This window comes from Streptomyces sp. NPDC014894, assembly GCF_043080985.1.
GTDB lineage: Bacteria > Actinomycetota > Actinomycetes > Streptomycetales > Streptomycetaceae > Streptomyces.
In genome coordinates, this window is the sequence record NZ_JBIBWD010000002.1 from 392,950 (window position 1) to 413,455 (window position 20,506).

The window sequence follows — 20,506 nt, forward strand, 5'->3', positions numbered from 1 at the left end:
ATCCGGACCGGCGCTTATCCCGGATTGTCGAATTGACGGAGGGACAGGGGCCCGGTCGGAGAGTTGAAGCAGCCCGTATTGAACCTCGATTTCGAATAAGCGGAATGCAAAGATCACCCGATTCCGGGGACCCGGGTCCCCGGAATCGGGTTCCTCTCGTGGTGCCGGGTCAGTTCCGGCGGCCGGTGATCGCGGTCGTCAGCGCGGGCAGACGGACGGTCCGTTCCACCGTGAAGCCCGCGTCCGTCATCCATGAGGCGCACTCGGCCGGCGAGAAGCCGCGCGCCCGGGCGGACTGCAGCATCATGATCAGGCTGAGCATCAGGGTCTCCGCCTGCTCGCGGCCGTCGTCGATCATCGTGTCGTAGACGATGACCGCTCCGCCCTCGTGAACGGCGTCGTGGGCCTTGCGGAGCAGCAGCGCGCGCCGCTCGTCGGGCCAGTCGTGCAGTACGCCGCCGAGGACGACCACATCCGCGTGCGGCAGCTCGTCCCGGAAGAAGTCGCCGCCGGTGAAGCGCAGCCGCCGCTCCATCCCGCGTTCGGCGGTGAGCGCGTCGAAGTGCGGCTCCATCGAAGGGCGGTCCAGCACCGTCCCGGTGAGATGCGGGTGCGCGGCGGCCAGCGCGGCGGCCAGACTGCCGCGCGCCCCGCCGATGTCGGCGAAGGTCGAGTACGCCGACCAGTCGACGAGGTCCGCGATCCCGGGCGCGACGGCGCCGCTGAAGCCGTCCATGGCCGACAGGAACTGCCGCAGACGGTCGGGGTCGTGGAAGATCCGGGTGAACGGGACCTCGCCCCCGGCGTTCTGGCCCCGGGCGTCGCCGCTGCGCAGCAGACCGGCGAGCGCGTCGTCGTCCCCGCCCATCAGCTCGCTGGTCATCCGCAGAAAGCCGCCCACGAAACCCGGCCGGTCCGGCAGCAGATGCCGGAGCGTGCCGGGACTGTTCCGGTAGCGGTCGCCCTCGCGCACCAGCAGGCCGACGGCGGCCAGCGCGTCGAGGAAGTCCCGCGCCCCGCGCGGGTGCAGACCCGTACGGGCGCGAAGCTCCCCGGCGTCGAGCCGGCCCTCGCCCAGCGCGGTGAACACGCCCAGGTCCACGGCCGCCGTGAGGAGCTTGCCGCGGAAGAACGACCAGCCGACGAACATCACGTCGAAGGGGTCGTCGAGAGGCGGCCGGCCGGAAGGGGCGGCCGGGGCCGGCGGGGCCCCGGCCGGGTCCGGTGTCGTCATTCCTGTCGCCCTCGTTCCGTGGGGGTGGCGCCGCTCTCGGCGCGACGCTCCGGAGCGTCGGCCGCGGGACGGTGCCCGGCGGGCGGGACCCGCCCTGTGCGACGGCCCGTCCGGGCGCGCAGCCACACCTCCGCGGGCCTCTCGTAGAACCGGTGGAGCAGCGCGCAGAGCGCCGTGGCGATCACCAGGGCGAGCAGGGCCCATCCGGCGTTCGACCAGCCGGCCTCGACCGGCCGCAGGTAGAACTCGACGATGCTGTTCTTGTCGAACACCCTTGAGGAGATCTCGAAGAGCACGGTGAAGTGCAGCAGATAGAAGGCGTACGACCATTCGCCCAGGGCCACCATGGGCCGAGTGCGCAGCCAGGAGGCGCCGCCCGCGAGGTCGCGCTGGGCGACGGCGACGATCAGCAGGGCGTAGAGCGGCGCGGTGACCTGGCCGAGGGCGTCGAAGACCACGTACAGCCGCCAGGTCTCCTCGCGCAGCAGCCACAGCACGAGGAGTCCCGTGACCAGCAGGGCCAGGGCCGGGCGTACGCCGAGGGGCGAGCGCCAGCCCTTGCGGACCGCGGCCGCCGCGACGATGCCGAGCAGGAACTCCCACACCCGGGCTATCGGCGAGTAGGTGCCGAAGATCAGCCCGTCCATACCGGTGAACGAGGGGCGCGGAGTGGGCGGATAGGCCTGCCAGAGCCAGATCTTGATGCCCCAGCCGATCAGGACCAGCACCACGGCGGCCCAGCCGAGCCGGCGCAGGGAGCTGCGCAGCGTGGGCCCGGCGAGGAACGGGAAGATCGCGTAGAAGAACGCCTCACAGGCGAGCGACCAGGTCACCGGGCTGGTGCCGCCCAGGATCCAGCCGGGCGCCCAGGCCTGGTACAGCAGGACGGCGGAGAGCGCGATCTTGATCAGAGTGCCGGACTGGCCCTCCGGCGCGTCCGGGAGCTGGAGCAGGAGCGGCACCAGCACGCCGACGGCGAGCAGCGGCCAGATCCGTGCGAGTCTGCGCCCGTAGAACGGGCCGACCCGGTCGCCCGCCAGACAGGTCCAGGTGAGGACGAATCCGGAGAGGACGAAGAAGAACGTCACACCGGACGAGCCCAGGGCGAAGACGGCGTCCGTGTGCGGAATCGGCAGCAGGGTGCTGACGTGTGAGAGGAACACCGCGAGGGCGGCGATCCAGCGCAGACCCGTGAGGGAGTCGAGCCGGGGAGCCGGACCGGCCACGGCCGGGGGCGGGGTGACGACGGGCGGGGATTCTCGTCTGGGGGCTGAGGAACTCATGGCAGTGGCACCAGCCATTTCGACGGCGACGGGACGGAGCGGACCATTGCGCGGCGATTCCGCGGAATCGGCGGTGTTGCGGAGTCGGCGGCCTTGCTGAATGGGTGCTGTCGCGCCTCGGGCATGCCGCGGAATACGGTGCGGCCGTGGGCCGGTGCAGCGGGAGCAGGGCCGATCGCGCGGCCCTATTGCACCATCGGTCGATTAATCCGTGATGAAGTCTCCATGAATCGGCCGCACCGGTGCGATCGGTGCACATTTCTGTGGTCCCGCCGAATATTCCCGGCTAATCTTGAGCCCCGCGCACAACTGAATGTCGAAGAGATTCGGGGAATGGCATGCGGCGATATCCGTACGGCAGGGCGATGGTGACCGGGGCGTCGAGCGGCATCGGTGAGGGTTTCGCCCGGCTGCTGGCCGCGGAGGGCGTCGCCCTGGTCCTGGTCGCCCGGCGCGGCGATCTCCTGGAGCGGCTCGCGGGCGAACTCCGGGCGGAGCACCGGGTGAAGGTCGAGGTGATGCCGCTGGACCTCACCGACGAGCGCCGGATCACCGAGGCCGAGCAGCGGCTCGCCGACGGGGCCGGCCCGGTGGACCTTCTGGTGAACAACGCCGGATCGAGCGGCTCCGGGTACTTCGCCGAGCTGCCGCCGGAGCGCGAGACGCACACCGCTGTGCTCAACGCGCTGGTGCCGCTCCGGCTGTCGCGCGCCTGCCTGCCCCGGATGATCGCCGGTGGCTCGGGCGGCATCGTCAACGTCTCCTCCCTCGTCGCGGTGCTTCCGAAGCCGCGCTCCGCCACCTACGCGGCCTCGAAGGCGTTTCTGTCCTCGCTGAGCGAGAGCCTGTCCATGGAGGTGGCGCGCCACGGTGTGCACATCACCACCGTGCACACCGGACTGACGAGGTCCGGGTTCCACGCGGCGGCCGGCGTCCCGGTCGACACACTGCCGCGCATCGCATGGCTGACGCCGGAGCAGATCGCGCGTTGCGGGCTGGACGCGGTGGCGGCCGGGCGGCCGTCCGCGGTGCCGGGCCTCGCCTACCGCATCCGGCTCCCGCTGATGCGCGCCCTGCCGCGCTCGGTCGTCCGGGCCGTGATCAGGCGCGTGCACAAGCCGTGAACGGCTCTCGCCGGCGGCGCGCTCCGGCTCCACAACAGGGAGGGACCGGCCCATGACCGCACGAGGCTCCATCTCCCCACGGCACAGGGCGCGCGACAAGGCGGTCGTGCTCCTCCACTGGGCGGGGCTGCCGTTCGGCCCCCTGCACCTTCTGACCGTTCCCGGCCGCGGCACCGGCCTGCCCAGGACCATCCCCGTCGCCCCGGTGCTCATCGACGGCGCCCACTCCATCGTCCAGGCGTATCCGGACTCCGACTGGGTCAAGAACGCCCGTGCCGCGGGCCGCGGGGTGCTCGCCCGCGGCCGCCGCCGGCGGCAGGTGGACCTGGTGGAGCTGTCCGTGGCGGAACGCGGCCGCGTGCTGCGCGAGTTCCCCGCTCACATCCCGCGCGGGGTCGCCGCCCTCGTACGCAACGGTCTGGTGGAGTCGCCGTCCCCGGAGCACTTCGCGGCGGCGGCGTCGCGCTGCCCGGTCTTCCGGGCCGTCCCGCGCGCGGGCTGAGCCCCGGCGGCGACGAGGCGGGCGGCTCCCGGCATCCAGGGAGCCGCCCGCCTCGTCGCGTGCCACGGGCCGGGCCGGGGACGGCGGAACTCGCCCGTCCCCGGCCCGGCCCGTGGGCGGACGGGCGTATCAGCCGTGCGCCCGCCGCTCGGCGGCCGACGGGCCGGCCGCGGTGGCGGCCGGCCGTCCGGGGACGTCGCCCCGCGCGCCGGGCGGCGGCTGGAAGCCGCGCATCTGGTGCTCGTTCGCCAGCTCCTGCATCTTCGCCCAGTCGGGCCGCCCGCCCGCCACCAGCCGGGAGAGCCCGATGAAGAAGTTCTCGACGCCTCCCGGAGTGGCGATGACCAGCAGCTCGCCCGGCCCGTCGCCCACGTTGAGGAAACGGTGCGGTACGCCCCGGGGGCCGTAGACGACCGTTCCGGCGGTCACGACCTCCGACACACCGCCGACCTCGAACTCGTAACGGCCCCGGTTGACGAAGAACGCCTCGTCGACCGTCTCGTGCACATGCGGCGGGGGACCGCTGCCGGGGCGGGTGGTGATCTGGTAGAAGCTGTACAGGCCGCCCGTGTCCTCCTTGCGCAAGAGGAAGCGGCCCTCCTCGCCGAACCAGCACACGGGCTCCAGATCGTCCCGGTTGACCACTTTCCGTTCGGGCTTCGACATGATTCCACTGTCCTTTCGATCGGGTCGTCCTTCGGCGGACGGCGGCGGCCGCTCGGACGGCGGCCGCCGCGGGGAGGGCCCACGGACCGTGGGCCCGGATCAGGCGAAGGCGGTGCCGCCGTCGGCGAGCAGACAGCCGCCGGTGAGATACGCGGCACGCTCCGAGGCCAGGAACGCGATGACCTCGGCGATGTCCTGAGGCGTTCCGTTGCGCCGCAGGGCGGCGCGCTCGGCGGCCGCCCGCCGCTGCGGCTCGGGGACATGCCGGGCGAGTTCGGTGAGGATGAGGTTCGGCTCCACGGCGTTGACGCGCACACCGTGCGGCCCCGCCTCCAGCGCCAGGGTCCGCACCGCCGCCTCCACACCGGCCTTGGCGACGGACAGCGGCAGGAAGCGCGGCGCCGGCCGGCGGGCGAGGGCCGCTCCGACGGCCACCACGGACCCGCTCCCGCGGGCGATCATGCCGGGCAGCACGGCGCGGGCGGTCAGAAACAGCGCCTTGAGCTGCTGGACGACCACCCGTTCCAGATCCTCCCAGGCCAGCTCCGTCGCCGGGGCGATGGCGGCCTCATGAGCCCCCAGACCCGACGCGTTGAGCACCAGGACGTCCACCGGCCCCAACGCGGCGGCGGCCCCGGAGACCAGCTCGGCCACCTGATCGGCGTCGGTGACATCGCCCGGCAGCGCGATCGCGCGGCCGCCCTCCCGGGCGATGGACTCCACGACCTCCCGCGCCCGCTCCGCGCTCCGGCGGTAGTTGACGGCCACCCGCGCGCCGCGGGCGGCCAGCAGCCGGGCGGTGGCCGCGCCGATGCCCCGGCCGGCCCCGGTGACCAGGGCCACCCTGCCCTCGAAGTCGTACGGTCCGGTCGGTCGCCCGCCGATCGCGGCGGCGGCAGGACGTACGGCGTCGTGCCCGGCGTCGCCCGCGCCCTCGGCGCCGTCCGCGTCGGTGTCGTCCTCGGCGTTCATGGATCAGCTCCTCGGCTCAGGGGGTGCGTACGTCGGTCGAGATCGGCGGGTACGGACACGGCCCTCACGCCCAGGCCAGCCGGCAGCCGTACAGCGCGGCGCAGAAGGCGAGCGCGGCCAGGGCCGTGCGCAGACGGTTGGCGCGCGCCCAGGCGTCGCGCAGCTCGCCCCAGCCGTCCGGGAACCGGCCGGACTCGGCCCAGGCGCCGATCCGCCGGTTCATCCGCACATTGCGCAGCTCGGACACGAGGGCGACGCCCGCCGTCCCGCCCAGGGCGGAGGCGAAGGCGGCCTTCGCGTCCGCTCCCGGCGCGAGGACCGACAGCGCCAGCCCGGCGGCCAGGGCCGCCTTGTTGACCGTCGGCATCAGCGGGTCGAACCCGGGGTCGAGCCGCCGGTGCACCTCGGCCCAGGTCTGCCGGGGCAGACTCAGCAGCATGGGCACCACGGCCCGTTCGACCGCCAGCAGCGCGCCGGCGAGAACACCGGTGCACAGCACGAGGACGGCGGCCAGGAAGGCGACCAGCATGACGCGCCCTCACCCCGTCCCGCGCCCGGAGGCCGCGGGGACCGGGCCGCGTTCCAGACGGTCGTCCAGCATCAGCCCGTAGCTCCGGCCCTTGGCGACCGAGTCGAAGAACGCGTACATCATCAGATCGCGCAGCCGGGACAGCGCGGTGCTGTGGACGAGCCCCAGCGTGCCGATCCGCCACGAGGTGTCCACCATCTCCGCGCACCGGGCCCGCCGGGCCGACTCGTACCGGCGGAGGGTCTCCGGGACCGCCCCCGGCTCGCTCCGCCCGAGCAGATCGGCGAGGACCACGCCGCTCTCGACGGCCTGGCCCGCGCCCTGGCTGAGGTTGAGCGTCATCGGATGCGCCGCGTCGCCGACCAGCACCACCCGGCCCCGGCTCCAGCCGCCGCCCGGCGGCCGGTCGTGGATCGCCACCGGAAGAATCGCCTCCTCCTCGGTCGAGGCGATGATCCGGCCGACGGGCTCCGGCCACTGCCGGTACGCGGCGGCCAGCGCCGCACCGCGGGTGCGGCCCACGGTGTCGATTCCGGCGGCCGCGCGATCGCTGGTGACGGCGTCCCAGTAGACCTCCGACTCGTTCAGCCGGCAGTACAGGAAGCGCAGACCGCCCCTGCCCCACAGATTGAAGAACGTGCCGGTGGGCGCCGTCGACTCGCCCGGCAGCCGGGTGATGGCCTGCCAGGCCGTGTAGCCGGAGTACCGGGGCGGCGGCTCGAAGCCCCGGCGCATCGTCGCGCGGACCGTCGAACGCAGTCCGTCCGCGCCGATCAGCACATCGCCCCGGGCCGCCGATCCGTCGGCGAAGTGCGCGGTGACGCCGTCGGCGTCCTGGGCGTACCCCGTCAGCCGGCGGCCCGGCCGGATCCGGTGCTCGCCCACCGCCTCGGTGAGCACCCGGTGCAGGGACGAGCGCCGCAGGGCGCAGGCGGGCGCGCCGCACTCCCGCGTCGGTCCGTCCAGCTCCCAGCGCGCCAGCCGTCTGCCGGAGTCGGAGCGGAACTCGTGGAACCGCATCCGCACCGCGTCGGCGGCGACGGCCTCGTCGAGTCCGATCCTGCGCAGCGCGAGGAAGGCGTTGTGCCAGAGCATGAAGCCGCCGCCGGTCAGCAGCCGTCCCGGCGAGGGGCGCGCTTCGAACACCTCCGCCTCGATGCCCTGCCGCAGCAGACCCGCCGCGGTGGTCAGCCCCCCGATGCCGGCGCCGATCACCAGGGCCTTGCCGATGTTCGCCATGGCCGCCGCCCGCTCAGGTCGCGGACGGCACGCTGTCGAGCCGGGCGCGCAGATCGAGGATCCGCCGCTCGATGCCGCCCCGGCTCCAGTACGGGAACATCGGCGCGGCCGTCTCCCGGTGCGCGGGGGCGTCCTCCCAGGCGCGGAAGGCCTCCTCGCTCTCCCATTCGGCGAGCAGAATGTAGCGCCCGGGCTCCTCGGCGTCCCGCAGCAGCTCGTCCCGCAGATGGCCGGGCGTCCCGGACACGACGGCGGTCACCGACCGGTAGGCCTCCTCGAACGCCTCCTGGTCCTTCTCCTCGACACGGGCCGACACCATGACGCGTACGGTCATGACGGATCACCTCTCAACGGTGTGGTGGGCGGGTACGTGCGCGACGGCGTCGAGCACGCGCCGGTGGGCGGACGCGCGGAACTCCTCCAGACGGGCGCTCAGCTCCGCGCGCGCGGGGCTCCGGCGGAAGGCGTCCAGAGCCTCGCCGTCGGCCCAGTCGGCCATGATCAGATAGGTGTGGGGGAGGGACGGATCGCGCAGCAGCGTCTGGGCGACGCAGCCGGGCAGCCGGGCCGCGGCCCGCGCCGTCGCCAGCCAGGTCGCGCGGAACTCGTCCACGCGGTTCTCATGGACCGTCATCTCCAGGACGGTGCGCACCGCGGCGGTCGCCATCGCTCAGATGCCGCCGTCCGCGTCGAGGGTGGCCCCCGTGATGTAGCGGGCGGCGTGCGAGACGAGGAAGAGCACCACGTCGGCGATCTCCTCGGGGCGGGCCGTACGGCCCAGCGCGATCATCCGCTCGTAGCGGGCCCGGCCCTCGGCGGTCACGGCCTTCATCTGGTCGGTCTCCACCAGGCCGGAGGCGACGCAGTTGACGCGGACGCCGCGCGGGCCCAGCTCCTTGGCCAGCGCCCTGGTCAGCCCCATCACACCGGCCTTCGAGGCCACATAGTGCGCGGCGTGCGGCATGCCGTGGTGGGCCACGGCCGAGCTGATGTTGACCACCGAGGCGGACTCGGCGAGATACGGCAGCGCCGCGCGCACCACGTGGTACATCCCGGTGAGATTGGTGTCGAGGACGCGGTGCCACTCGTCGGGGTCCAGCTTCTCCAGCGGCAGATGGCTGATGACGCCGGCGTTGTTGACGACCGCGTCGATCGCCCCGTACGTTCCGTGCGCCGACGCGCCCAGCCGCTCCGCCTGCTCGTGATCGGTGACGTCGCAGCGTACGAGCAGACCCCGCGCGCCCCGCCCGTCCAGCTCCCGCCGCAGGGACTCGACCCGCTCGCTCTCCTGGAGGTAACAGGCCGTCACCGAGGCCCCCTGCGCCGCCAGGGACAGCACCGTGGCCCTGCCGATGCCCCGCGCACCGCCGGTGACCAGGACATGTCTGCCCCGGAGCGCGAAGTCCAGCCGTGTCATCGCGCCACCGCCGAACCGGCGCGACCCCGGGCGGTCGCCTCGACGCGCTCCTTCACGATCGCCATCTGGATCCTGGAGTTCTCGTTGACGCGCTCGACCATCGCCGGATCGTCCAGCGGCGCGTCCCGCTTCATGTGGAACTCCTGCACCCAGCGCATCTCCACGCCGGCGCCGGTCTCGCGGTAGTGCCAGGCGATGTTCATGAAGGCGAAGGGGCCGGTCTCGACGCGGTGGGCCCGCACCGTACGGTTCGCGCGGTCCGTCACCCGCTCGGAGATCCAGCTCCACACCCGGCCGTCCGGCTCGGGGCGGAGGGTGAGCCGGAAGCGCACCGTGTCGCCCCGGCGGTGCAGGATCTCCGCGGAGGCGTACTCGCTGAACAGCTCCGGCCACCCCGCGACATCGTTGGTCATCTCCCACACCAGGTCGAACGGCGCGTCGATGACGACGCTGTTCTCGGTGCGGGCCGCGGCCAGCCGCAGCCGCTCGTTGATCAGGGAGTGGATGTCGGGGAAGCACATGACCACCTCGGCGTCCAGCCGGACGTCGTAGTGGTTCTCCACCTCGGTGAGCACATTGAGCAGACCCAGGGAGTCCACTCCCATGTCCCCGGCGGTCAGCGTCGGGTCGTCGTCCCGCAGCACCTCGGCGGGAACCCCGGTGCAGCGCTGGACGATCGTCAGGAACTTCTCGTAGGCGAGGGGCGGAACGGTCATGGAAGCCGGTCCTTTCGCGGTCGTGTGGGCTGTCTCGGGCGGGGGCGTCATGACGGCTCCGCCCGGACGACGAGTGCGGAGTTGAATCCGCCGTACCCCCGGGCGATCACCAGCGCGGTGCGCAGCGCGGCCTCCCGGGGCTCCGTGACGAGATCCAGCCGGTGGGCGGCGTCCGGGACGACGCCCGGCCCGGTGGGCGGGATCACCTGGTCGCGCAGGGCCAGCAGGGCGGTGACGACATCGAGCGGCGCGCCGCCCGCGTACAGCCGTCCATAGCCCGCCTTGGGGGCGGTGACCGGCACTCCGGCGGGGCCGAACACCTCGGCGAGACACCGTGCCTCCGCCCGGTCGAGTGCGGGAGTGGCCGCCGCGTCGGCGAAGACCGCGCCGATCTCCCCGGGCCGCACCCGCGCGTCCGCGAGGGCGAGTTCCACGGCCCTGCGCAGCGCGCCGTGGCCCGGTCCCGCCGCGCCCCGGGGCGCCGGGTCGAAGGTGGCCGCGTGGCCGGCGATCTCCCCGTACGGCCGCTCGGCGCCGCGCGCGCGGGCGCCGTCCTCGTCCTCCACGACGAGCAGCGCGCCGCCCTCGCCGGGCACGTGTCCGCAGGCGCCGGCGTCGAACGGGAGGTACGCGCGCTCCGGGTCGGCACAGGCGCTCAGCCGCCCCGACGTGGTCTGGCAGAGCAGCGCGTACGGGCTCAGCGGAGCCTCGGCGCCCCCGGTGAGGACCAGCCTGGCGTCCCCGTGCAGCACCGCGCGGCGCGCCTGCGCGATGGCGTCCAGCCCGCCCGCCTGCTCGCCGACGGTGACCCCGCAGACGCCCTTCATACCGTGCCGGATGGAGAGCTGGCCGGTGGTCGCGGCGTAGAACCACGCGATCGACTGGTACGGGCCGACATGCCGGGGCCCCTTCGACCACAGGGCCTCGATCTCCCGCTGCCCGAACGCGTTGCCCCCGGACGAGGACGCCGTGATGACCCCGAGATCGAAGGGCGAGAACGTCTCCGGGCGCGCCCCCGAGTCCGCCAGCGCCTCCTCGGCGGCCAGCAGCGCGAACTGGCTCCACCGGTCGGTCTGCACCGCCAGCCGGGGATCGACGCCCGGCAGCACCTCGTCGTCGAAGACCTCGCCCACCACCCGCACGGGGAACTCGTCCGCGTCGAAGTGCGTCACCGGGCCGAGCGCGCCGCGCCCTTCGAGCACATTGCGCCAGAACGCCTCCGCGCCCCTGCCGCCCGGCGCCATCGCCGAGATTCCGGTGACCACGGCCCGGCGTCCGGCGGCCGCCGGGTCAGTCATCGCGTCTCCCCGGCCCGGGCGCGGTGAGCACCATCGCCGTCTGGAAGCCCCCGAAGCCGCTGCCCACGCTCAGGACGGTGTCCGTCCGGTGCCGCCGGGCGGCCAACGGCACATAGTCCAGATCGAGTTCCGGATCCCGATGGCGCAGACCGGCGGTCGGGGGCACGGTGTCCATCTCGATGGCCAGGGCGCAGGCGACCAGCTCCAGTGAGCCGATCGCCCCGAGCGAGTGCCCGACCATCGACTTGATGGAGCTGACCGGGACCCGGTACGCGTGCTCGCCGAGCGACTTCTTGAACGCGGCGGTCTCGTGCCGGTCGTTCTGCCGGGTGCCCGAGCCGTGGGCGTTCACATAGTCGACGGCCTCCGCCGGGAGCCGGGCGCGGTCCAGCGCCACCCGGACCGCCTCGGCCAGCTCCTCGCCGTCGGGGCGCAGGCCCGTCATGTGGAAGGCGTTGCCGCGCTGCCCGTAGCCCGCGACCTCGCAGTAGATCCGGGCGCCCCGGCGGCGGGCCGCCTCGGCCGACTCCAGGATCAGCACCGCCGCGCCCTCGCCGAGCACGAAGCCGTCACGGTCGCGGTCGAAGGGGCGGGAGGCGTGCGCCGCGTCGTCGTTGTTGGGCGATGTGGCCTTGATGGCGTCGAAGCAGGCCACGGTGATCGGCGAGATCGGCGCGTCGGTCGCGCCCGCCACCACCAGGTCGGCGATCCCGTCCTCGATGAACTGGGCCCCCTGCACCACCGAGTCCAGTCCCGAGGTGCAGCCCGTCGACACCATCCGGACCGGACCCTGGGCGCCGGCCGCCCGGGCGACCTCGCCCGCCGTGGCGCTGGGCACCAGCGCCCCGTACAGATGCGGATGGGGGTCTCGCGGGTCGACCACCCAGCGGCTGCCGCCGCCGCTCACCCGGACGTACTGCTCCTCCAGAGTGACGGTGGAGCCGACGGCGCTGCCGAGGGAGACCCCGATCCGGTGCGGCGGCACGTCCTGGGGCCCGAAGCCGCTGTCGGCGATCGCCTCCCGGGCGGCGACCACGGCGAACTGCGCGCAGCGGTCCATGCGTTCGGTCTCGTCGGCGGTCAGTCCGGCCGCGGCCGGGTCGAAGTCGACCTCGGCGGCGATCCGGGAGCGGAACGCCGAGGCGTCGAAGTGGGTGATGGCGCGGGTGGCCGTCCGGCCCTCGGTCAGCAGCTTCCAGAACGCCTTGACCCCGATGCCGCCCGGCGCCACCACCCCGATGCCCGTGACCACGGCCCGCCGGGCGCTCATACGGACTCCTGGTCCGGCAGCGGTTCGGTGTCCACGTGCCCCAGCTCGGGGCGCGGTGCCAGCGGGCCGAGCTGGAACACCATGAAGGCGGGCTCGGTGCCGCGGTTCTCCAGCCGGTGGCGGACATGGGGCCGCAAGTGGAGCGCGTCGCCGGCCGCGAGCGGCTCCGGCTCGCCGTCCACGAGCGCCGTGACCGCGCCCCTGACGAGGTACAGGAACTCCTCCGAGTACGGGTGGTAGTGCTCGGTGACCGCCTCACCGGGCTCCAGGGTGAGCACCCCCATGAACCCGGACGTCGCGCCCGCGGTGGCCGGGCTCAGCAGCGTCCGCAGATCCCCGCCCCGTCGCCGGTTGGACGCGACGTCCTTCGCCGCGATCTTCGTCATTCGGTTGCCGGCCACGCCGGCCTCCTCTCGTCCTCCGCACTCGTGGTGCGGCCCCCGTCCGGAGACCCGTCGTCGCCGGAACGTGCGCGTCATGAGCCGAGGCTCAGCCGTCCCTGTGCCAGGTGTAGAACTCGTGCGCCATGGCGTCCCCGGGGCCGCGCCAGGTCCGCGGGTCGTAGGCGGTGATGTGCGCGCTCAGCCGTTCGCCGACATCGGTGAAGAGCGCGTGGCCGCGCATCTCCTCGATCGCGTCGCGCACTTCTTCGTCGGACGCGATGTAGTGCAGGTAGAGATCGTGGAAGCGGAACAGTCTGCGTTCCCTCACCCCGATCAGACCGGGCAGTTCCCCGGCGTCGGATTCGGCGAAGATTCGCTTCACATCGGCCGTGGAGTTCGGATGCATACGGGCCACGATGAGGGTGCTGTGCATTCACTCTCCTCCCGTTCCGGTTCGGGCCGCTCCGTATGCGGCCGAATCAGCGTCGCCCGGCGGCGTAAAGCGGGTATGAGGTGGTGGAAAAGCCGTCCGGGGGAGGCCGGGAGAGGTCCGGGAAGGCCCGGGGGTACGTCCGAGGAGGCCCGGGTGGATCCGGCGACAGGGCGCCGGACCGGCCCGCGAGCCGTCGTGGCCGGGTCGCCCCGCGCCGGGGCCATGGCCGAAATCACCCGGGGGGTCTCTCCTGGATTGCCCAGTCCGCGCCGCCGGACCTTCCCCCGGATCATGCGACGAACAGACGATGAGCTGCGGATTCTCCGCCGATGAGGCCGTCGGGCCGGTGGGGGATCCGGACGAAAGTACGCCCTTCCTCGTCCCTTCGGCCATAGGCGTGGCCGACTCTGTCTCGTTAGTCTCCCTATCCGTGCCGCCCCGGTCGCCGGTTCGTGCAGTCCGCCGCGCGACGGGCGGGCGCAGTCGTTCCCAGGGGGGTCCAGTGGAAAGCACGACCATGTCGGAATCCGAGGAGAAACGCTTCGCGACCGTGGACGCGGGAGCGCTCCGGGAGGTGTGCGGCCGGATTCTCACCGGTGTCGCCGTGATGACCTGTCAGAACGGGGAGAGGAAACCGGTGGGCATCACGGTGAATTCCTTCGCCTCCGTGTCCCTCGACCCTTCGCTCGTGCTCCTCCGCGTCCGCGGGGAATCGCGGGGAATCGCCGCCGTCCGGGAATCGGGCGCCTTGTCCTTCGACATCCCGGCCGCGCACCGGGCCGCTCCGTGCCGTGCGTTCGCCCGCCGCGAGACCGCCGGCTTCGGCGGTCTCGCCCCGCGCCCCGCCGTGACCGGTGTCCCCGCCTGCCCCGACCGCCGGAGCCCTGCCGTGACCGGTGTCCCCGCCTGCCCCGACCGCCGGAGCCCTGCCGTGACCGGTGTCCCCGCCTGCCCCGACCGCCGGAGCCCTGCCGTGACCGGTGTCCCCGCCTGCCCCGACCGCCGGAGCCCTGCCGTGACCGGCGTCCCCGCCTGCCCCGACCGCCGGAGCCCTGCCGTGACCGGCGTCCCCGCCCGCCCCGACCGCCGGAGCCCCGCCGCCTTCCCGGCGGGCGGCCACGAGACCGTCGTGGCAGAGGCCGTCGACCTGAGCCCCCTGCGCGAGGAACAGCCGCTCGCCTTCCGCCGAGGCGGGCGCCCGTGTCCGGAGGCCCTCGTATGACCGCGCTGATGGAGACCCGGATCCCGGACCGGGGCGCGCGGGACACCGGCCCCCACACGGTCGCGCTGCGGCTGCTGGGCCCGCTGGAGATCGCCGTGGACGCGGTCGAGGTGCCGCTGCCGCAGCGCAAACTGCGGCAGCTGCTGGCCACCCTCCTGATCCGGCCCAACGCCACCGCCTCCAACGAGACCCTGATCAGGGAGCTGTGGGGCGACCGGCCGCCCGCCACCGCGCTCGCCGCGCTGCGGGTGTACGTGTCGCAGCTGCGCAAGTTCCTGATCAGACACGACCTCGACGGCCGCTGGTGCACTCTGCAGACCCGCGCCCCCGGCTACCGGCTCCGGGTCGACGACGGCATCCTCGACACGGTGTGCTTCGACCGGCTCTGCGCGCTGGCCGCCGGCTCCGCCGAGGCCGGCCGGCACGAACTGGCCGCCCGGCAGTACCAGGAGGCACTGGCGCTGCGACGCGGGCCCACGCTGGAGGACCTCCGCGAGAGAACGGCGCTCTCGGGCGCCGCCCTCCAGTACGACGAGGCGTGGACGACCGCCCTCAAACGGCGCGTCGATCTCGATCTGCGCCTCGGCCGCCATCTCGAAATCGTCGGCGAACTGCGCCGGCTGGTCGCCGAGGACCCGCTCAACGAAGGCTTCTGCGCCCGGCTGATGATGGCCCTGCACCGCAGCGGACGCAGCGCCGACGCCCTCGCCTCCTACCGCCGCACCCGGGGGCAGCTGGTCGAGGAACTCGGCATCGAGCCCAGCCTGGAACTGCGCACGGCCCATCGGACGGTTCTCGCCGACGACGCGGAGATCCCCCTCGGGGCGCGGGTCTCCACCTGACCGCGGCCCCGCCGGAGAACCGGCCCGGGAACGGCAAGCAGGGAGATGACAGCGCGCTTCGGCGGCCGCGAGACTCTGCGGACCCGCGCCGCCCGGTCCGGGCGCGTCCCGGCGCGCGGGCGACGGAACATCGAGGGCGGGACGGCCGGTGTCCACGACGACCGCGGACACCGGCCGCGCACGGCCGAGGGCCTGCGCCCCGCCCGGAAGGCGGAGGAATGAACAGACTGTCCCAGCGGCCCGGCCCGGGCGTACCGAGAGCCCTCGTGCTCCACCGCGTATCGGCCACGGCGCTGTTCCTGACGACCCTGGTGCAGGTCGCGCTCGGGGCCGGCTACATCGGCGGCGACTACGAGTCGATCGTCCCGCACGACGTCAACGCGCGGGTGCTGGTCGGTCTGGCGCTGCTGACGCTGATCACCGCCGTCCTGCTGCGACGCCGGGGCGGTCCGGTCAGAGCGGTGGCGGTCTCCGCCGTCCTCCTGGTCGCGCTGGTCGCCCAGACCGTCCTCGGCGTGCGGCGCGTGGTGGCCGTGCACGTCACCCTCGGCGTGATCATATTCGCGGCCGTCACGGTACTCCTGATGAGGTCCTGGACCGAGTCCGTGCCCCCGAAGGAGCCCACGCCCCCGGCGACCGCCGGCTCCGGCCGCCGCGCGGAGCCCCTCTCATGAGGCGACGGCACTTCATCGGCGGAGCCGCCCTCGGCGTCACCGGACTGGCCGGCGTCTCCCTCCCGCTGCTCGCCGCCGCGCGGCGCGCGGCCGACGGGGAGAGTCCGGGCAGACTGCTGACCTCCAGGGCGGAACTTCCGCGACCGTACGACGTTCCGCTGCCGGTGCCCCGGACGCTCACCCCGGCGAGCGGCGCCGCCGCCGACGTCTACGAGATCGTCCAGCAGCCGGCCGAGCTGGAGATCCTGCCGGGGCTGCGCACCCCGGCGTGGACCTACGGCGGGACCTTCCCCGGCCCCACCCTCGTCTCGCGCACAGGACGGCGCACCCTGGTCAGACACCGCAACACGCTGCCGCAGCCCACCGTGACCCATCTGCACGGCGGACACCCGCCCGCGCACAGCGACGGCTATCCGACGGACGTGATCCTGCCGGCCGACGGAAGGATCACCGCCGAGCGCGCCCTGGCCGCGATGACGCACGGCATGCCCGGCCACGGCGCCCCCGCCGGGGTCGGCGGCATCGCCGGGGGCGAACGCACCCACACCTACCCGATGGACCAGCGGGCGGCCACCCTCTGGTACCACGACCACCGGATGAGCTGGACCGGCCTGGGCGTGTGGCGGGGCCTCGCCGGCTTCCACCTCGTACACGACGACGAGGAGGAGCGGCTCCCGCTGCCCCGGGGGGAGCACGACATCCCGCTGATGATCACCGACCGGGCCTTCGAGGAGGACGGCTCCTTCCGCTATCCGCTCATCGACGCCGGGCTGACGCGCCCCGGGGTCACCGACGCGTACATGGACGGAGTCCTCGGCGATGTGGTGCTGGTCAACGGAGCGCCCTGGCCGGTGCACCGCACACCGAGGGTCCGGCACCGGCTGCGTCTGCTGAACGCCTCCAACGCGCGCCCGTACCGCCTGCGGTTCGACCCCCAGCCCGCCGGGGGCGACGCGTTCGTCCAGATCGGCAGCGACGGCGGACTGCTCGAACGGCCGGTCCGGCACGACGCCCTCCGTCTGGGACCCGGCGAGCGCTTCGACGTGGTGGTCGACTTCTCACGCTGGCCGCCGGGGGCCGGGGTGCGACTGGTGAACACCCTCGCCCGGGGCGGCGCCCACGAGGTGATGGAGTTCCGGATCGCCGGCGGCCCGGCCCGGGAGGACGCCGGCGCGCCGGACCGTCTGTCGCGGATCGAGCGGCTGGATCCCGGCCGAGCGGTGGTGACACGGGACTTCCGCTTCCGCCAGGGCAAGGACGGCTGGACCGTCAACGACCGTATGTACCGGCCGGGCCGGGCCCTGGCCCGCCCCGCGCTGGGCGAGGTGGAGATCTGGCGCTTCACCACGAGCCTTCACCACCCGGTGCACGTCCATCTCAACCACTTCCAGGTCCTCGCCCGCAACGGCGGCGCCCCGGGCCCGTACGACGCTGGCTGGAAGGACACCGTGGACCTGCCGCCGACCCAGTCCGTCGAGGTGGCCGTGCGCTTCACCGACTACGACGGGACCTACATGCTCCACTGCCACAATCTGGAGCACGAGGACATGGGGATGATGGCCGACTTCATCACCGGGTGATCGGGCCGCCCGGGCGGGCCCCCGGCCCTTCGGCGGAGGGGGCGGGACCGTACGCAGGGGCCGTACGCCGGTGCCGGGCGACCGGCTCGTCCCGCCGGCCGGAGCGGGGCCGTACGCCGGGGGCGGCTCCGAGCCGGGCCGGGCGGGCGACCGGCTCGCGCTGCCGGCCGCGAGGCGGTGGGGGCGGAAACCGCGACGGCTGAGAACGGCGAGGAGTCCTCAGGCCTCCGCCCGACCCGCCCCGGCCGTCCCGGAAGCCTCGGCGCCGGTCTTCCGCCGCTGACCGTTCGCCGCCACGGCCAGGACGACGAGCAGGATGAACGCGATCAGCGCGGTGGAGGTGCGCATGCGGTTGAACATGTCCCAGCGCTGGAGGATCTCCACATGATCGGCCGGCGCCGAGGTCACCGCCCACTGCTTGATCCGCCCGTTGATCGGCACGTTCCCGAAGCGGGTGATGAAGAACGACGCGACCGTCAACACGGCCGCCCCGCCCGCGAGCAGCCGCTCGCGCCCGTGCGTCTGAACGGCCAGCGCGAGCGAGCTGAGCGACGACGCCACCATCGCGGTCTGCATGACGGGGGAGTTCATCGTCATCAGCTGCGCGTGGAAGGACAGCCGCATCTGCAACGGCACTTCCCAGAACGTCGGCCCGAGGTTGATCGCCCCGTAGGCGAACGCCCCGCTGAGCAGCCCGGTGAAGGTCAGGGCCAGCCCCTTGGTCACCCGAACGAGCATGATTTCTCCCTGAGTTGAGCCGATCGGAACCCGTCTTCACCGCTGTCGCGCACAGGGTATCCACGGCCGTGGGCCGACGCGAACGGCGGGAGACGTCCCCGGCCGCAGCCGCGTCCTCCGTATCGGCGTCGGCGTCCCGCCCGGCCGGCGGCGAGGCCGGCCGCCCGTCGCCCCTAGGATCGAGCGGCCGCGGAACGACGACAGGTGGGAGCATGTGATGGCTGGTCAGGTCGCCGCCGTAAGCCGTGATGAGACGTACACGTTCAGCAAGACCAAGCGCGATTCCATCACGCTGCTCGCGGGACTCGGGGTGGAAGGGGACGTCCACGCGGGTGAGACGATCCGCCACCAGTTCCGTATGACCTACGAGCCGGACCTGCCCAATCTGCGCCAGGTCCATCTGATGCACGAGGAACTCTTCGAGGAGCTGGCCCTCAAGGGCTTCGCGGTCTCCGCGGGGCAGCTCGGCGAGAACATCACCACGCGCGAGGTGGATCTGCTGGGCCTGCCCACCGGCGCCCTGCTCCGTATCGGAGAACAGGCGGTGCTCGAGGTGACGGGACTGCGCAACCCGTGTGCGAAGATCAACGACTTCCGCGAGGGCCTCCTCGGCGAGGTCTTCGCCATGGACCCCGTGTCCGGCGGGTTCACCTTCAAGTCCGGTGTCATGTCGGTGGTCCGGCGCGGAGGGATCGTCCGCCCCGGGGATTCCGTCCGGGTCGAAACCCCGGCCCTTCCCCACCGCCCGCTGGAACGCGTCTAGGGCGTGTCCGTCATGGCTGTCCTCCGGTCAGCGGCCTGCCCAGTCCGGCACCCATGCGTCGTCCGGGGTGCGCGGCCCTGAGGCGCGCAGATGGCCGCGCAGCGCGGTCAGCACGGGGTGCTGGTCTTCGATCCGGGACAACAGCACGTGCGTGTACACCGGGGTCGGTTCGCGCAACGGGATGCGCCGCAGATCGTGGGTCTGGGGCCACAGGTACCGGTCCCCGCGGCCGACCAGGGTGGCCAGCGAGGCCGACTCGGCCAGCGCGTCCATCAGGGCCTCGTCACCGAAGTTGGGGCCGAGCGCGTCGATGCTGAGACCGAAGGCCTCGGACAGCGCCTGGTAGAAGGCCGCCCACTCCGTGCCCGGTCTGATCCCGGGGATCCAGATGCGGTGGCCGGCCAGATCCGCGGGCCTGACCCATGGGGCCTTCGCCAAGGGGTGGCCGGGCCCGACCAGGAGCTCCAGGGGCGCGTCCAGGAGCCGTTCGGCGCTGATCCCGGCGGGAATTCGGTCCACCGGCAGGGCGCGGAAGGACGCGTCGACGGTTCCTTCGAGCACCGCCTGGGCGGCCTGGGCGGCGTTCTCGTTGCTCAGTGTGACCGCGTCCAGGCTCATCTCGGGGTGGGAGCGGTAGAACCGGTAGACGGCCTGGGCCGGAGCGATGCGCCGGTTGAGGACATCGACGCGCAAGGGCCGGCTGCCGGGACGCACGGCCCGCTCTGCCTGCTCGAAGGCCGCCAAGACCTTCTTGGCGTGCGGCAGGAGGACCTGCCCGTCCAGGCTCAGCCGGGAGCCTCGCGAGGTGCGCACCAGGAGCGTGACCTCGAAATGCCTCTCCAGAGCGGCGATTCGCTTGGAGACCGCCTGCTGACTGATCCCCAGCTCGTCCGCCGCTGCCTGGAACTGGCCGGTCTCGGCGACGGCCGCGAACGTCCGCAGCGCTTCAATATCCACGCTTCCACCCTACGTCCACAACCTTTGGTTGTTTCTGGTGTGATGCAGGGTTGTTTGATCGAGTGTTCCGCGCAGTGATGGGATCAGCGCATGTCTACCCGCACAGAGCAGATCATGTATGTCCGGACACCCGAGTTCGCGTGCCATGCGGAGCGAATCGTGGAAGTGACCGACGCGACGTCTCGACTGAACGTGCTGCCGTTCAGCGACGGCGACGGTCGTGCGGAACTCCTTTCTGTTGTGTTCGGCGGCCCGCTGCCGGATTCGGTGACGATCTACCCGCCGTTCTTCACCGAGTGCGGGCTCAACACGACGTTCGGGGAGAACGTCTTCGTCAACCAGGGATGCACCTTCATGGACAAGGGAGGCATCCGTATCGGGAACGGCGTCATGATCGCCCCGAGGGTCAGCCTCATCACCGGAGGCCATCCACTGCCACTGGCCGAGCGCCGCGAGTACCTCTCCTTCGCCCCGATCGTCGTCGAGGACGACGTCTGGATCGGGACGGCGGCCGTGATCACGCAGGGGGTGACCATCGGCGCCGGCGCGGTGGTCGCTGCCGGTGCGGTGGTCACTCGTGATGTTCCTTCCGGCACCATGGTCGCCGGAGTGCCCGCCCGGGTGATCAAGAAGATCGACTGAGCCCGGCCGATCCGCCGATCCG

At 72.9% G+C, this 20,506-nt stretch carries 24 protein-coding genes and 2 pseudogenes; 9 read left to right on the top strand and 17 right to left on the bottom strand.

Translation table 11 applies throughout. The features are described 5' to 3' along the window. Positions 1–169 precede the first annotated feature (169 nt). Both ACF089_RS05720 and ACF089_RS05725 read right to left on the bottom strand, forming a co-directional pair. The gene (locus tag ACF089_RS05720) at positions 170–1,234 is read right to left on the bottom strand and encodes a methyltransferase (RefSeq protein WP_392022291.1); all 1,065 of its coding nucleotides are present in this window, start codon (positions 1,232–1,234) and stop codon (positions 170–172) included. Next, positions 1,231–2,517, bottom strand: coding sequence for an acyltransferase family protein (locus tag ACF089_RS05725; protein ID WP_392022294.1), 1,287 nt, complete (start codon positions 2,515–2,517; stop codon positions 1,231–1,233). Before ACF089_RS05725 ends, ACF089_RS05720 begins: the two co-directional genes overlap by 4 nt. Positions 2,518–2,855: 338 nt before the next feature. On the opposite strand from ACF089_RS05725, the gene ACF089_RS05730 reads away from it, so the two are divergent. Further along, positions 2,856–3,641, top strand: coding sequence for an SDR family NAD(P)-dependent oxidoreductase (locus ACF089_RS05730; protein ID WP_392022297.1), 786 nt, complete (start codon positions 2,856–2,858; stop codon positions 3,639–3,641). Positions 3,642–3,693: 52 nt separating this feature from the next. Continuing rightward, a complete protein-coding gene (locus ACF089_RS05735) occupies positions 3,694–4,143 on the top strand; it encodes a nitroreductase family deazaflavin-dependent oxidoreductase (protein WP_392022299.1) in 450 nt (149 codons plus the stop codon). Between the two features lie 129 nt (positions 4,144–4,272). On the opposite strand, the gene ACF089_RS05740 is transcribed toward ACF089_RS05735, so the two are convergent. The 13 genes and pseudogenes from ACF089_RS05740 to ACF089_RS05800 form a co-directional block, all read right to left on the bottom strand. Continuing rightward, a complete protein-coding gene (locus ACF089_RS05740; protein WP_392022301.1) occupies positions 4,273–4,809 on the bottom strand; it encodes a cupin domain-containing protein in 537 nt (178 codons plus the stop codon). Positions 4,810–4,908: 99 nt separating this feature from the next. After that, positions 4,909–5,781, bottom strand: a complete 873-nt coding sequence (locus ACF089_RS05745) for an SDR family NAD(P)-dependent oxidoreductase (RefSeq protein ID WP_392022304.1) — start codon at positions 5,779–5,781, stop codon at positions 4,909–4,911. A gap of 64 nt (positions 5,782–5,845) precedes the next feature. After that, positions 5,846–6,310, bottom strand: a complete 465-nt coding sequence (locus ACF089_RS05750; RefSeq protein WP_392022307.1) for an anthrone oxygenase family protein — start codon at positions 6,308–6,310, stop codon at positions 5,846–5,848. A 9-nt stretch (positions 6,311–6,319) separates the two neighbouring features. Further along, positions 6,320–7,549: an FAD-dependent monooxygenase gene (locus tag ACF089_RS05755; protein ID WP_392022310.1), complete on the bottom strand. Its 1,230-nt coding sequence runs from the start codon at positions 7,547–7,549 to the stop codon at positions 6,320–6,322. Between the two features lie 13 nt (positions 7,550–7,562). Next, on the bottom strand, positions 7,563–7,883 hold the full coding sequence (locus ACF089_RS05760; protein ID WP_392022313.1) for an antibiotic biosynthesis monooxygenase family protein: 321 nt from the start codon (positions 7,881–7,883) through the stop codon (positions 7,563–7,565). Between the two features lie 6 nt (positions 7,884–7,889). Then, positions 7,890–8,216, bottom strand: coding sequence for a putative quinol monooxygenase (locus ACF089_RS05765; protein ID WP_392022315.1), 327 nt, complete (start codon positions 8,214–8,216; stop codon positions 7,890–7,892). A 3-nt stretch (positions 8,217–8,219) separates the two neighbouring features. After that, positions 8,220–8,966, bottom strand: a complete 747-nt coding sequence (locus ACF089_RS05770) for an SDR family NAD(P)-dependent oxidoreductase (protein ID WP_392022318.1) — start codon at positions 8,964–8,966, stop codon at positions 8,220–8,222. Continuing rightward, positions 8,963–9,487, bottom strand: coding sequence for an SRPBCC family protein (locus tag ACF089_RS05775; protein ID WP_392023387.1), 525 nt, complete (start codon positions 9,485–9,487; stop codon positions 8,963–8,965). The genes ACF089_RS05770 and ACF089_RS05775 overlap by 4 nt, the downstream gene beginning before the upstream one ends. Beyond that, positions 9,470–9,733, bottom strand: a pseudogene (locus ACF089_RS05780) (acyl carrier protein); the annotation flags it as partial. The gene ACF089_RS05775 and the pseudogene ACF089_RS05780, both read right to left, overlap by 18 nt. Then, positions 9,730–10,980 carry a beta-ketoacyl synthase N-terminal-like domain-containing protein gene (locus ACF089_RS05785; protein WP_392022321.1) on the bottom strand — a complete coding sequence of 417 codons (1,251 nt, stop codon included), beginning with the start codon at positions 10,978–10,980 and terminating at the stop codon, positions 9,730–9,732. The pseudogene ACF089_RS05780 and the gene ACF089_RS05785, both read right to left, overlap by 4 nt. Continuing rightward, positions 10,973–12,250: a beta-ketoacyl-[acyl-carrier-protein] synthase family protein gene (locus ACF089_RS05790; protein ID WP_392022324.1), complete on the bottom strand. Its 1,278-nt coding sequence runs from the start codon at positions 12,248–12,250 to the stop codon at positions 10,973–10,975. The genes ACF089_RS05785 and ACF089_RS05790 overlap by 8 nt, the downstream gene beginning before the upstream one ends. Continuing rightward, on the bottom strand, positions 12,247–12,651 hold the full coding sequence (locus tag ACF089_RS05795) for a cupin domain-containing protein (protein WP_392022327.1): 405 nt from the start codon (positions 12,649–12,651) through the stop codon (positions 12,247–12,249). The genes ACF089_RS05790 and ACF089_RS05795 overlap by 4 nt, the downstream gene beginning before the upstream one ends. Positions 12,652–12,739: 88 nt before the next feature. Beyond that, a complete protein-coding gene (locus tag ACF089_RS05800; RefSeq protein ID WP_392022330.1) occupies positions 12,740–13,066 on the bottom strand; it encodes a TcmI family type II polyketide cyclase in 327 nt (108 codons plus the stop codon). Between the two features lie 517 nt (positions 13,067–13,583). Between ACF089_RS05800 and ACF089_RS05805 the strand changes: the two are divergent. From ACF089_RS05805 to ACF089_RS05825, 5 genes and pseudogenes are all read left to right on the top strand, one after another. Beyond that, positions 13,584–13,925, top strand: a pseudogene (locus tag ACF089_RS05805) (flavin reductase family protein); the annotation flags it as partial. A 198-nt stretch (positions 13,926–14,123) separates the two neighbouring features. After that, a complete protein-coding gene (locus ACF089_RS05810) occupies positions 14,124–14,288 on the top strand; it encodes a hypothetical protein (protein ID WP_392023425.1) in 165 nt (54 codons plus the stop codon). Beyond that, a complete protein-coding gene (locus ACF089_RS05815; RefSeq protein WP_392022333.1) occupies positions 14,285–15,130 on the top strand; it encodes a BTAD domain-containing putative transcriptional regulator in 846 nt (281 codons plus the stop codon). The genes ACF089_RS05810 and ACF089_RS05815 overlap by 4 nt, the downstream gene beginning before the upstream one ends. A 218-nt stretch (positions 15,131–15,348) precedes the next feature. Continuing rightward, entirely contained in the window at positions 15,349–15,804 is a 456-nt protein-coding gene (locus ACF089_RS05820; protein ID WP_392022337.1) for a hypothetical protein, read from the top strand. After that, complete coding sequence (locus ACF089_RS05825) at positions 15,801–17,384, top strand: multicopper oxidase family protein (RefSeq protein ID WP_392022340.1); 1,584 nt, start codon at positions 15,801–15,803, stop codon at positions 17,382–17,384. The genes ACF089_RS05820 and ACF089_RS05825 overlap by 4 nt, the downstream gene beginning before the upstream one ends. Positions 17,385–17,603: 219 nt before the next feature. On the opposite strand, the gene ACF089_RS05830 is transcribed toward ACF089_RS05825, so the two are convergent. Next, on the bottom strand, positions 17,604–18,122 hold the full coding sequence (locus ACF089_RS05830; RefSeq protein ID WP_392022342.1) for an anthrone oxygenase family protein: 519 nt from the start codon (positions 18,120–18,122) through the stop codon (positions 17,604–17,606). 217 nt (positions 18,123–18,339) lie between these two features. On the opposite strand from ACF089_RS05830, the gene ACF089_RS05835 reads away from it, so the two are divergent. Next, entirely contained in the window at positions 18,340–18,885 is a 546-nt protein-coding gene (locus ACF089_RS05835) for an MOSC domain-containing protein (protein ID WP_392022344.1), read from the top strand. Between the two features lie 27 nt (positions 18,886–18,912). Here ACF089_RS05835 and ACF089_RS05840 read toward each other — a convergent pair whose 3' ends face one another. Continuing rightward, positions 18,913–19,842, bottom strand: a complete 930-nt coding sequence (locus ACF089_RS05840; RefSeq protein WP_392022347.1) for a LysR family transcriptional regulator — start codon at positions 19,840–19,842, stop codon at positions 18,913–18,915. A gap of 114 nt (positions 19,843–19,956) precedes the next feature. Between ACF089_RS05840 and ACF089_RS05845 the strand changes: the two genes are divergently transcribed. After that, a complete protein-coding gene (locus tag ACF089_RS05845) occupies positions 19,957–20,484 on the top strand; it encodes a DapH/DapD/GlmU-related protein (protein WP_392023388.1) in 528 nt (175 codons plus the stop codon). Positions 20,485–20,506: the final 22 nt, after the last annotated feature.

What these genes read in the sequence shown, in the direction of transcription:
- ACF089_RS05755 (WP_392022310.1), bottom strand. Translation starts at nt 7,549, where the DNA reads ATGGCGAACATCGGCAAGGCCCTGGTGATCGGCGCCGGCATCGGGGGG.
- ACF089_RS05745 (WP_392022304.1), bottom strand. Translation starts at nt 5,781, where the DNA reads ATGAACGCCGAGGACGACACCGACGCGGACGGCGCCGAGGGCGCGGGC.
- ACF089_RS05820 (WP_392022337.1), top strand. Translation starts at nt 15,349, where the DNA reads ATGAACAGACTGTCCCAGCGGCCCGGCCCGGGCGTACCGAGAGCCCTC.
- ACF089_RS05750 (WP_392022307.1), bottom strand. Translation starts at nt 6,310, where the DNA reads ATGCTGGTCGCCTTCCTGGCCGCCGTCCTCGTGCTGTGCACCGGTGTT.
- ACF089_RS05785 (WP_392022321.1), bottom strand. Translation starts at nt 10,980, where the DNA reads ATGACTGACCCGGCGGCCGCCGGACGCCGGGCCGTGGTCACCGGAATC.
- ACF089_RS05775 (WP_392023387.1), bottom strand. Translation starts at nt 9,487, where the DNA reads ATGTGCTTCCCCGACATCCACTCCCTGATCAACGAGCGGCTGCGGCTG.
- ACF089_RS05790 (WP_392022324.1), bottom strand. Translation starts at nt 12,250, where the DNA reads ATGAGCGCCCGGCGGGCCGTGGTCACGGGCATCGGGGTGGTGGCGCCG.
- ACF089_RS05835 (WP_392022344.1), top strand. Translation starts at nt 18,340, where the DNA reads ATGGCTGGTCAGGTCGCCGCCGTAAGCCGTGATGAGACGTACACGTTC.
- ACF089_RS05760 (WP_392022313.1), bottom strand. Translation starts at nt 7,883, where the DNA reads ATGACCGTACGCGTCATGGTGTCGGCCCGTGTCGAGGAGAAGGACCAG.
- ACF089_RS05770 (WP_392022318.1), bottom strand. Translation starts at nt 8,966, where the DNA reads ATGACACGGCTGGACTTCGCGCTCCGGGGCAGACATGTCCTGGTCACC.
- ACF089_RS05825 (WP_392022340.1), top strand. Translation starts at nt 15,801, where the DNA reads ATGAGGCGACGGCACTTCATCGGCGGAGCCGCCCTCGGCGTCACCGGA.
- ACF089_RS05765 (WP_392022315.1), bottom strand. Translation starts at nt 8,216, where the DNA reads ATGGCGACCGCCGCGGTGCGCACCGTCCTGGAGATGACGGTCCATGAG.
- ACF089_RS05725 (WP_392022294.1), bottom strand. Translation starts at nt 2,517, where the DNA reads ATGAGTTCCTCAGCCCCCAGACGAGAATCCCCGCCCGTCGTCACCCCG.
- ACF089_RS05735 (WP_392022299.1), top strand. Translation starts at nt 3,694, where the DNA reads ATGACCGCACGAGGCTCCATCTCCCCACGGCACAGGGCGCGCGACAAG.
- ACF089_RS05830 (WP_392022342.1), bottom strand. Translation starts at nt 18,122, where the DNA reads ATGCTCGTTCGGGTGACCAAGGGGCTGGCCCTGACCTTCACCGGGCTG.
- ACF089_RS05800 (WP_392022330.1), bottom strand. Translation starts at nt 13,066, where the DNA reads ATGCACAGCACCCTCATCGTGGCCCGTATGCATCCGAACTCCACGGCC.
- ACF089_RS05730 (WP_392022297.1), top strand. Translation starts at nt 2,856, where the DNA reads ATGCGGCGATATCCGTACGGCAGGGCGATGGTGACCGGGGCGTCGAGC.
- ACF089_RS05845 (WP_392023388.1), top strand. Translation starts at nt 19,957, where the DNA reads ATGTATGTCCGGACACCCGAGTTCGCGTGCCATGCGGAGCGAATCGTG.
- ACF089_RS05815 (WP_392022333.1), top strand. Translation starts at nt 14,285, where the DNA reads ATGACCGCGCTGATGGAGACCCGGATCCCGGACCGGGGCGCGCGGGAC.
- ACF089_RS05720 (WP_392022291.1), bottom strand. Translation starts at nt 1,234, where the DNA reads ATGACGACACCGGACCCGGCCGGGGCCCCGCCGGCCCCGGCCGCCCCT.
- ACF089_RS05740 (WP_392022301.1), bottom strand. Translation starts at nt 4,809, where the DNA reads ATGTCGAAGCCCGAACGGAAAGTGGTCAACCGGGACGATCTGGAGCCC.